Origin of the sequence: Porphyromonas sp., assembly GCF_030529325.1 — a bacterium.
Lineage (GTDB): Bacteria > Bacteroidota > Bacteroidia > Bacteroidales > Porphyromonadaceae > Porphyromonas_A.
The window spans coordinates 1-9,150 of the sequence record NZ_JAUMXC010000066.1 but is presented as its reverse complement, the minus strand read 5'-3'; the positions used below and the strand labels follow the sequence as shown (position 1 = coordinate 9,150).

The window sequence follows — 9,150 nt, the reverse complement described above, 5'->3', positions numbered from 1 at the left end:
CCACAAACGAAAATAAATGGGGCTGCGCCAAAAATGAATTTTGACACAGCCCCCTTTATTTTACACAATGTTTTGTCGGCTATTCCTTTTCCAGAAGGAGTGTCTTTGTGGGTTGATCACACACCTCTGTAGGACCAAAGTATTGTATCGGACCAGGGTAGAGGTAGCACGTGTTGATAGCCCATTCTTCTCGATGCTTTAGGAAAGTTTGGTATGGTTTACCATCGAGTTGTACAAGAGCTTTCCGTATCACCGGCTTCGTTTCTCCGTGGCGTTTCTCCATGTTCATCATCATTGTGATCGGTACACCGCCGGCTATCCACTCTTCATGTGATTTATGTGTGTTTTGGACAGTACTCATGTAGCCGGTCTTTCCTGCTGCTATAAGGGCTGATGCTGTGTATCCCAAAGTGTAGCAATAGTCTGCATCAAAGTTTGACGGAGCCGAGCAACGCCCTTCGTAGCCAAAGAAGTGGGTCAATACCTTATACTTCCCCGTATATTTTCCCATCTTTTTCCACATTTTGAGTTTTTTACCCACCATGTCTGACAGGAGTTTTTCTGTCTCGATAAGGGACACCTGCACATTGCCGTGAGGGTCTCTGTCGAGTGTGAGTTGCTGAGCAACACTCTTGGGGAGAGAGGCGTAGAACTCTCCATTTTCGGGTGAAAGTTTTGATATGATATAGTCTCTCTTTGCAGATTTCTTGACCAATTCGAGGTCATCTCCATACCTGCTCAGAAAGTCATTGAGTTCGGTTATCAACTTCTTCATAGATGGAAGAAACTCTATGAGTCCTTCCGGTATGAGTACTGTCCCGAAGTTATCTCCTTTTTCTGCTCTTTTGACAACGATATTTGCGATATACTCAACTATATCCGCCAGACGGATTTGCTTCTCTTTGACCTCTTCTGAGACGATGCAGACATTGGGCTGTACTTGGAGAGCACACTCAAGAGCGATGTGTGATGCCGATCTACCCATAAGTTTGATGAAGTGCCAGTACTTCCGCGATGAGTTACAGTCTCGTTGTATATTTCCGATCACTTCAGAGTATACCTTGCAAGCTGTATCAAATCCAAACGAAGTCTCTATCTGGTCATTCTTTAGGTCTCCATCGATGGTCTTAGGGCAACCTATGACTTGGATACCTGCATTGATGGACTTGTAGTATTCGGCCAGTACACAAGCATTGGTGTTGGAGTCATCTCCTCCGATGATGACAAGAGCCTTGATGTCGAGTTCCTTCAGTATCTTCAGACCTTCGTCAAACTGTTCTTCTGACTCCAATTTGGTACGTCCCGAGCCGATGATGTCAAATCCCCCGGTATTTCTGTACTCGTCTATGATTTCGGCAGTAAGTTCTCTATATTTGTGATTGATCAGCCCATCAGGCCCCATGAGGAAGCCGTACAGTCTGCTCTCTTCGGATATTCTCTTGATACCATCAAAAAGTCCCGCAATGACGTTGTGTCCCCCCGGAGCCTGTCCTCCGGAGAGTATCACTCCTACATTGATCGGCATTGATGAGTCTGAATGCTCTGCTGCCTCAAATGTGACGATAGGCAATCCGTATGTATTTGGGAAGAGATCCTTGATTTCTTGCTGGTTGTCGACAGACTCTGTCTTTTTACCATCTACAGCATGTACACATCCATGAAGGATTGTGGGCATTTTGGGTTGATAAGCAGCCCGTGCTTTTTGTAGGGGACTGATAGTATTCATAAGTTTTCTTTCCTTTTTTATTGCATTATGTCATGTAGTGGTATATCTGCGTATTTTATCGTGGTCTTCGCCTGTCATTGACACGCACAAAAATGTATGCGAGAAGGACGTTGACTGCCAATACACCTCCGCATGAGGCAAAAAACAGTCTCTTCCAACCTTCTTCCATCACAAGTAATGTTGCTATGGAGGCACCTGCCAAGAGTATGAATAGCACAATCAGTACTATCTTAAAGTTTCGCCAAAATGTCGGTTTCATTTCAAGCAATTTGTGGTCGTTGTATCAAAAGCGAAAGACCTCCTATCCCTCCCTTGCGTAGTGTCGGGGAGTACAGTAGGAGGTCTTTATTTATATGATCGTTTCGTGGATCAGTTCTTTACTTCTTTGCGTCCTCGGTCACTTCGGGAAGGATAAAATCCATGAAGCAAAGGCCTGCAAGAGCTGTTCCATATCTCTTCTCTACGGTGATACCTTCTGTGACGAAGTTGAGCTCACCCAAAAAGTATTGTGAGTATGTCTTTTCGTGTAGATCATTGATCACCCTTGTAAGACGAGCCTCAAGCTCCTCAATACGGTAGCGACCACTTACCTCACATACTAAACCTCCTACTTTTTCATCAAAATTCTCATCCTTGTACATCCAACCGTATACTATACCGGCAGAGACGAACTCGTCCTGTGTCCCGTGAGATACGGCCATGATGGTCTTCATCTCAGATCCAAACGGAGGTAGATCAATGTCATCCATGGTGACAAGTCTAGCTGTCGCAGGAAGTACGGACGAATAAGTCATGATGTTGAAGTCAGAGATACCTGCATCATAAAGAGCCATGTGGTATGAACCTGCGTGAAGCTCAAGATCAGACTCTCCACTACCTTTGGTTATGAAAAAAGTATTCGGAATTAAGTTGCCAACTATTTTACTCATGCTTTATCTTTCTTTTACAAAAAAGTGGGGGTGAAACAAACTGTTAATATGCAAAGGTAATGATAAAAAATGAATTACGGGCTCAAGTTATCATTAAATGACCTGAAATCAGGTGCTCTCCGGATCTCTCCTGGCATGGTAGTGAGGTGTACAATAAGTCCTTTTTTGTCATGCCTTCTCAAGGCGTCAAAAAAGGTTGTCTAACTTGATTCATCAAGGTAGGCACATTGATTTCTCAAGTTAGCCACGTGAATTTTGAGAGATCTACTTCTCTTTATCGTTGTAGTTCACAGAATACATTTTTATGCGCTATTATATTTTGTCAAAAAGTGGGGTAAAACTTAAGCTCAAATGGATTATCTTTGTATCTCTAACAAGTACAGAAAATTACCCCCCTCCCAATCAATGAAACGTAATACTGATCAAATGACAGTTATCGGCATTATACCTGCGAGATATGGATCTACCAGGTTGCCGGGTAAACCTTTACTGAAAATCGGTGACAAGCCTATTGTTCAGCATGTATATGAGAAAGCCTCTGCCGTGTTAAAACACGTGATTGTGGCTACGGATGATGAGCGTATTGTGGAGGTTGTCGAAGGATTTGGGGGTAGGGCAGTATTGACCTCAATTGATCACCGAAGTGGTACGGATCGTTGTGAGGAGGCTTTGCGTAAAAGTGGAGTCGATGCTGATGTCGTGATCAACATACAGGGCGATGAACCATTTGTATCTGCAGAGCACATCAATGGGTTGATTTCTTGTTTTGAACAGGCAGATACTGATATAGCGACAACTGTGGTCTCTTTTCATCCATCTTCCACTTATGAAGAGATCGCCAATCCTAATGTTGTCAAAGTTGTCATTGCGCATGATGCTCGTGCATTGTACTTCAGTCGCAGTGTCATACCTCATCTGAGGGGCGTTGCTACCGAAGAGTATCCGACCCGACACTCTTTTCTCAAACATCAGGGGATGTATGCTTATACGGCAAAAGCTCTTCGGGAGATCAGTCAGCTTCCTCAGGGAGAACTCGAACTCTGTGAAAGTCTCGAGCAGTTGCGTTGGTTGCAGGAGGGGTACTGTATCCGTACCGTGATGACCAAGACCAACTCCATAGGTATAGATACTGCGGAGGATCTTGAGTTGGCACGCAAGCATATGGAATCGATAGGATAAGGGGGCTCTTGAATGATAGATCAGGCAACGGTAAACAGGATCATCGACAGTGCGGAGATAGTAGGTGTCGTGAGTGATTTTGTCACACTCCATAGGAGAGGACAGAACTATCTCGGGCTTTGTCCGTTCCATGAGGACAGTCGTCCTTCATTTACCGTCTCGCCGGCCAAAAATATATGCAAGTGCTTTGCGTGTGGAGAGGGGGGAACTCCTCTCAACTTCCTTATGAAGCATGAGCATATGACTTATGTCGAGGCTCTTCGTTATTTAGCCAAGAAGTATGGCATCCCTATCGTTGAGAAAGAGGTTACCAAAGAGGAGTTAGAGAAGAAAAACAACAGAGAAAAACTCTTTAATGCCAATGCTTTTGCAAAGGATGCTTTTGCCGAAGCTCTCAATGTCTCGAGTGAAGGTCGCATGATCGGTCTTTCCTACTTCAAGGAGAGAGGCTTTTCTCAAGAAACAATAAAGACTTTTGATCTGGGATATTCTCCATCTTCACGGGATTTTTTGAGCAGCAAAGCCAAGGAAGCCGGCATTGATAGATCTCTGCTCGAAGCTCTCGGACTTGCGATAAGGCAGGATGATGGTAAGTATCTCGATAGATTCAGAGATCGTGTGATCTTTCCTATACACTCTTTGAGCGGTGGTGTCGTCGGATTTGGGGGGCGTATCCTTAAGAGTAGTGACAAGCTGGCGAAGTATATCAATTCGCCGGACAGCGATATATACAACAAGAGGAAAGAATTATACGGCTTATATTTTGCCAAACAGCATATCTCCAAGCAGGATAAGTGTCTCATCGTTGAGGGATATACCGATGTGCTTTCTTTTCACCAAAGTGGGATACAAAATGTGGTCGCTTCGTCAGGAACGGCTCTGACGATAGAGCAGGTAAGGCTGATCAAGAGATTCACCAACAACGTGACTCTCATCTTTGATAGCGATGCTGCAGGTATCAAAGCAGCCATGAGGGGAATTGATATCCTCTTGGCTCAGGATATGAACATTAAAGTCGTACTCCTTCCTGACGGGCATGACCCTGACTCCTTTGCCAAAGCTCATTCGCCCGAAACAATTAAAGAATATATTGACAAGCACGAGGAGGACTTCATAAGATTCAAGATTAATCTCCTAAGTAAGGAAAATGCTTCTGATCCCCATGCTAAGGCGATGTTGATCACCAATATTGTTGAGTCTGTTGCTTTCATCTCCGATGATCTTACGAGAGAAGTGTATGCGAGGGATTCGGCCACACTCCTTGATGTGAGCGAGGAGGCTATCTTCTCAAAAGTCGACTCTATCCGTAAGGAACGGGCTCAGCAGGAGCAACGTGAGCGTGAACGTGAGCGCAATAGGGAGCAGGCTTCTGCTATCCCGAGCGTTGATGAAGCTGCAGAAGTGATAGATATCTCCGGCAAGGCTGAGGATGACGCTCATATGGTCTCTGTATCACGAGATGTGCAAACTTCTCCGGGAGACTCTGTGGTAACGTCGCCGGAAGAACCTGCTCCGGTTGTGACAAAGGGAGATCTTTCTACCTCGGAAATGTCTCTTTTATCGTATATCGTCAGGCATGGAGATATGATCATTGCCGAAGAGGATGAAAATGACCAATGGACAGTTGTTGAACTTATTGCAGATCAGATCAACGACTTGCGTGAGGAGAGTTATCTTTCTCCCGTATTTGTAAGGATTCTTGATGAGTGTGTTGAGGGGGTACATGTTGCAAAAAATGAAGGGCATACAGCCTTTAGCACCACGAGACATCTCACCTATCATCCCGACGATTCTATACGTGAGATATCGAACAGATGCATTACAGAGGAATACCAGTTGAGTAGTCTGCATAAGGAGTATGAAGCTGAGAAAAATACGGGACAGGCAATAATGCGTGTCATCATGACTGAGATATTGGCGCTCAAATACAAGACGATAGAGGATGAAATACTCAAAGAACTGAACATTATCAAGTCTCTGAGTGTTCAACCCGCAAATGGGGATATCTCGCAACATGTTCAAAGGATGCAGTATCTGAACAATCAAAAACGTCAAATGGCGGAGCTCCTCGGTGAACGGGTGCTCATGCTTTTTTCAAAATAAAAATACCATAACTTGGTTTAATATCTAAAACAGAGTACATGAATGTAGTAGAAGTCAGAGATGTAGTCAAAGATTATACCGCCCATAGAGCCTTGGATCATGTGAACATGTCCGTGGAAAAGGGGAAGGTGCATGGACTACTTGGGCCCAATGGCGCGGGTAAAACCACACTTATACGTATACTTAATCGAATAACAGCTCCCGATAAGGGGACAATCACCTTTGAGGGACGCCCTTTCGCGGTCTCAGACCTCGAGCGTATCGGCTATCTGCCTGAGGAAAGGGGATTGTACCGCAAGATGAAGGTCGGAGAGCAGGCAATATACTTGGCTCAGCTCAAAGGGTTGTCTCATAAAGAGGCTAAAGATAAGTTAACTCAATGGTTTGAGAAACTTGATATCATGAATTGGTGGGATAAGAAGGTGGAAGAGCTTTCTAAAGGGATGGCTCAGAAGGTTCAGTTCATCTCGACGGTGATGCATGAGCCAAGTCTTCTTATTTTTGACGAACCGTTCAGTGGCTTTGACCCTGTAAATGCAGAGCTTCTCAAGCGTGAGATCCTTGAACTAAGGGATAAAGGAAGCACGATAATTTTCTCTACCCATAATATGCAGAGTGTGGAGGAGGTCTGTGATAACATCACCCTGATCAATAAGTCGAAGGTTGTCCTTGATGGGAATGTGCGTTCCATAAGAGATAGATACAAGGGGAATAAGTATAGGATAACATTGGACGGTGATCTAAATATCCCGGCGATTCTGAGAGAGAAGTACCATGTGGAAGAGGAACTCAAAGATAACTTTGGGCTATCGCTCTTCACTGTGCTTAACCCTAACAAAGTAAGTGCTGCTGAACTTGTGACAGATTGGTGTCATGCAGGTAATATGACAAGATTTGAGGAGGTTGTACCAAGTATGCATCAGATCTTTTTGGATGTCGTAGGAGCAGCTACAGTCTCTAATAACACAAGTACAGAAAGGAGTAACGATGAATAAGTTTGCTATAGTCTTAAAGAGAGAATATCTCACTCGTGTTCAGAAAAAGTCATTTCTGATCTTTACCATACTTACCCCATTTATTTTTCTTGCTTTGATGATAGTGCCTGCAGTCATTGCCATGAACTCCAAGGACACATCAAAGAAGGACGTAATAGTCATCGATAACACGTCAAAGTATCAAAGCTTATTTGAGTCTGATGATATATATACTTTCGTAAAAGGGGAAAAGAGCATCGCAGAATACCGTAAGGACGCTAATGAGGATGTATATGCTTACATTGTGATCAATGATGACTTGCTGAAGGATCCCAAGGCTTTGACAATCCATACCGGTAAGCAGATACCGAGGGATCTGAAGGATAAGGTAGAGGATCTCCTCATCCCAAATCTGAAGAATGAACGGATAGAGTCTTTCAACATCCCGAACCTTAAAGAAATTATCCGGGATACGAATGTAAGCCTCAATATATCTACCGTTCGTTGGGAAAAAGATGGCAGTGAGCAAGAGTCTTCTGCTGTGATAGCAAGTATAGTGGGACAGATATTCAATGTCTTGATATACATGTTCATCCTCATGTATGGAATGATGGTCATGCAGAGTGTTCGTGAGGAGAAAAAGAATCGTATCGTAGAAATTATTATTTCCTCGGTCAAGCCTCAAACCTTACTATTTGGCAAAATTTGTGCAATCGGTTTACTCGGGTTTACCCAGATGTTTATTTGGATTGTTATCGGAGTCTTGGGCATAGTCCTTGGGCAATTCTTTATGCTTGGAGCTGTTTCGTTCAATGCTCAAGAACTCACCCAACAAATCGGACAGTCCGGGATTGATCAGTCATCTGTTTATGAAGTACAAAGCATCATCAATGCTCTTTCCGGGTTCAACTTCACCGGACTTATCATTGCTTTTGTCTTTTACTTCATTTTCGGATACCTTATCTATGCAAGTATCTTTGCTGCAGCCGGAGCGGCGGTTGATAACGATGAAGATGTCAATCAGATGATTACTCCCATCACGCTCATCATGATTTTTGCTTTTTATGCAGGCTTTTATTCGGCAAACAACCCTAATGGACCCCTTGCCTTGTGGACCTCATTTATCCCATTCACTTCGCCTGTTGTGATGATGGTGCGTATCCCCTATGATCCCCCTGTATGGCAGATTGCGTTGTCTGCAGTTGCCCTTATCGTAAGTACCTTTGTTTTGGTATGGATTGCTGCGAAGATATTCCGAGTGGGTATCTTGTTGTACGGAAAGAAGCCGTCGTTCAAAGAGCTTTGGCAATGGCTACGTTACTATTAAGAATTGATTTTATGAAGAATACCATACATTTACTTATCACAGCTCTAGGTGTGACATTGATCAGTGTCTTTTCTTCTTTCGCTCAAAAGGTGAGGTTTGAGATCGAGACAAATATCGGGACCATGAAGGGGTATCTTTATGATGATGTTCCTAAACATGTAGAGGCTTTTATAAAGCATGCGGAGCAGGGAGAGTATAACGGCACTCTCTTCACGAGAGTGATTCCGGAGTTTATGATCCAAGGTGGTGCTGCCGATTCTCGTAAGGCTAAACCTGGCATGCGTGTTGGCTCCGGAGACAGAAGTAAGGAGATTGCTCACGAGTCAAGCAAGACTCATTTTTACAAGAAAGGAGCTTTGGCTGCCCCTAAGCAAGAGCCTAAATATAATCCCAAGCGTAGGTCTGATATGTCTCAATTTTTTATTGTTCAGGGCATACCATATACCGCAGGAAAACTCGACACTCTAGAGCTTGCTACAAATAGGCCTATAAAACGTAAGATTTTTGAGAAGTATCATGTGTTATATAAGGCGGAAATGGACTCTCTCAAGAGTGTTAACCCTCGTGCCTACAATGTGAGAGCACAAGAGATTAACAGTCTTGTGGACTCTGTTTTCCTCACATCGCCTAATAAGTTGATATTTACACCTGAACAAAGAGAGGCTTACACTCAACATGGAGGTCTGCCTACGTATGAGGAAGATTTTACAATTTATGGTGAAGTCGTTGAGGGTTTGGAGCTTATAGATCTCATAGCTAATCAACGGAGAGATAAGTATGATCGCCCTCTCAAAGACATGAGGATCGTGAAGGTGAAGATCATAAGGTGATATGAAGTTTCTTCAGAATTTCAACAAAAAAGGAGGGGGCTGTGTCAAAATTCATTTTTGGCGCAGCCCCATTTATTTTCGT

At 43.7% G+C, this 9,150-nt stretch carries 8 protein-coding genes; 5 read left to right on the top strand and 3 right to left on the bottom strand.

All coding sequences use genetic code 11. From position 1 onward, the window contains the following. Positions 1 to 79 precede the first annotated feature (79 nt). From Q4A14_RS08340 to Q4A14_RS08330, 3 genes are all read right to left on the bottom strand, one after another. Complete coding sequence (locus tag Q4A14_RS08340; RefSeq protein ID WP_303171373.1) at positions 80 to 1,726, bottom strand: diphosphate--fructose-6-phosphate 1-phosphotransferase; 1,647 nt, start codon at positions 1,724 to 1,726, stop codon at positions 80 to 82. A gap of 55 nt (positions 1,727 to 1,781) precedes the next feature. Then, positions 1,782 to 1,985, bottom strand: a complete 204-nt coding sequence (locus tag Q4A14_RS08335; protein WP_303171371.1) for a hypothetical protein — start codon at positions 1,983 to 1,985, stop codon at positions 1,782 to 1,784. A 118-nt stretch (positions 1,986 to 2,103) separates the two neighbouring features. Beyond that, a complete protein-coding gene (locus Q4A14_RS08330; protein WP_303171370.1) occupies positions 2,104 to 2,655 on the bottom strand; it encodes a pyruvoyl-dependent arginine decarboxylase in 552 nt (183 codons plus the stop codon). Between the two features lie 405 nt (positions 2,656 to 3,060). Between Q4A14_RS08330 and kdsB the strand changes: the two genes are divergently transcribed. From kdsB to Q4A14_RS08305, 5 genes are read left to right on the top strand one after another with little or no spacing between them, the layout of a single operon-like run. After that, positions 3,061 to 3,834 carry a 3-deoxy-manno-octulosonate cytidylyltransferase gene (gene kdsB, locus Q4A14_RS08325; protein WP_368492362.1) on the top strand — a complete coding sequence of 258 codons (774 nt, stop codon included), beginning with the start codon at positions 3,061 to 3,063 and terminating at the stop codon, positions 3,832 to 3,834. Positions 3,835 to 3,846: 12 nt separating this feature from the next. After that, a complete protein-coding gene (dnaG, locus tag Q4A14_RS08320) occupies positions 3,847 to 5,937 on the top strand; it encodes a DNA primase (RefSeq protein ID WP_303171368.1) in 2,091 nt (696 codons plus the stop codon). 38 nt (positions 5,938 to 5,975) lie between these two features. After that, the gene (locus Q4A14_RS08315; RefSeq protein WP_303171367.1) at positions 5,976 to 6,932 is read left to right on the top strand and encodes an ABC transporter ATP-binding protein; all 957 of its coding nucleotides are present in this window, start codon (positions 5,976 to 5,978) and stop codon (positions 6,930 to 6,932) included. Then, positions 6,925 to 8,238: an ABC transporter permease gene (locus Q4A14_RS08310; protein ID WP_303171366.1), complete on the top strand. Its 1,314-nt coding sequence runs from the start codon at positions 6,925 to 6,927 to the stop codon at positions 8,236 to 8,238. The genes Q4A14_RS08315 and Q4A14_RS08310 overlap by 8 nt, the downstream gene beginning before the upstream one ends. An 11-nt stretch (positions 8,239 to 8,249) precedes the next feature. Continuing rightward, positions 8,250 to 9,068, top strand: coding sequence for a peptidylprolyl isomerase (locus tag Q4A14_RS08305; RefSeq protein ID WP_303171365.1), 819 nt, complete (start codon positions 8,250 to 8,252; stop codon positions 9,066 to 9,068). The last annotated feature ends 82 nt before the right edge of the window (positions 9,069 to 9,150 follow it).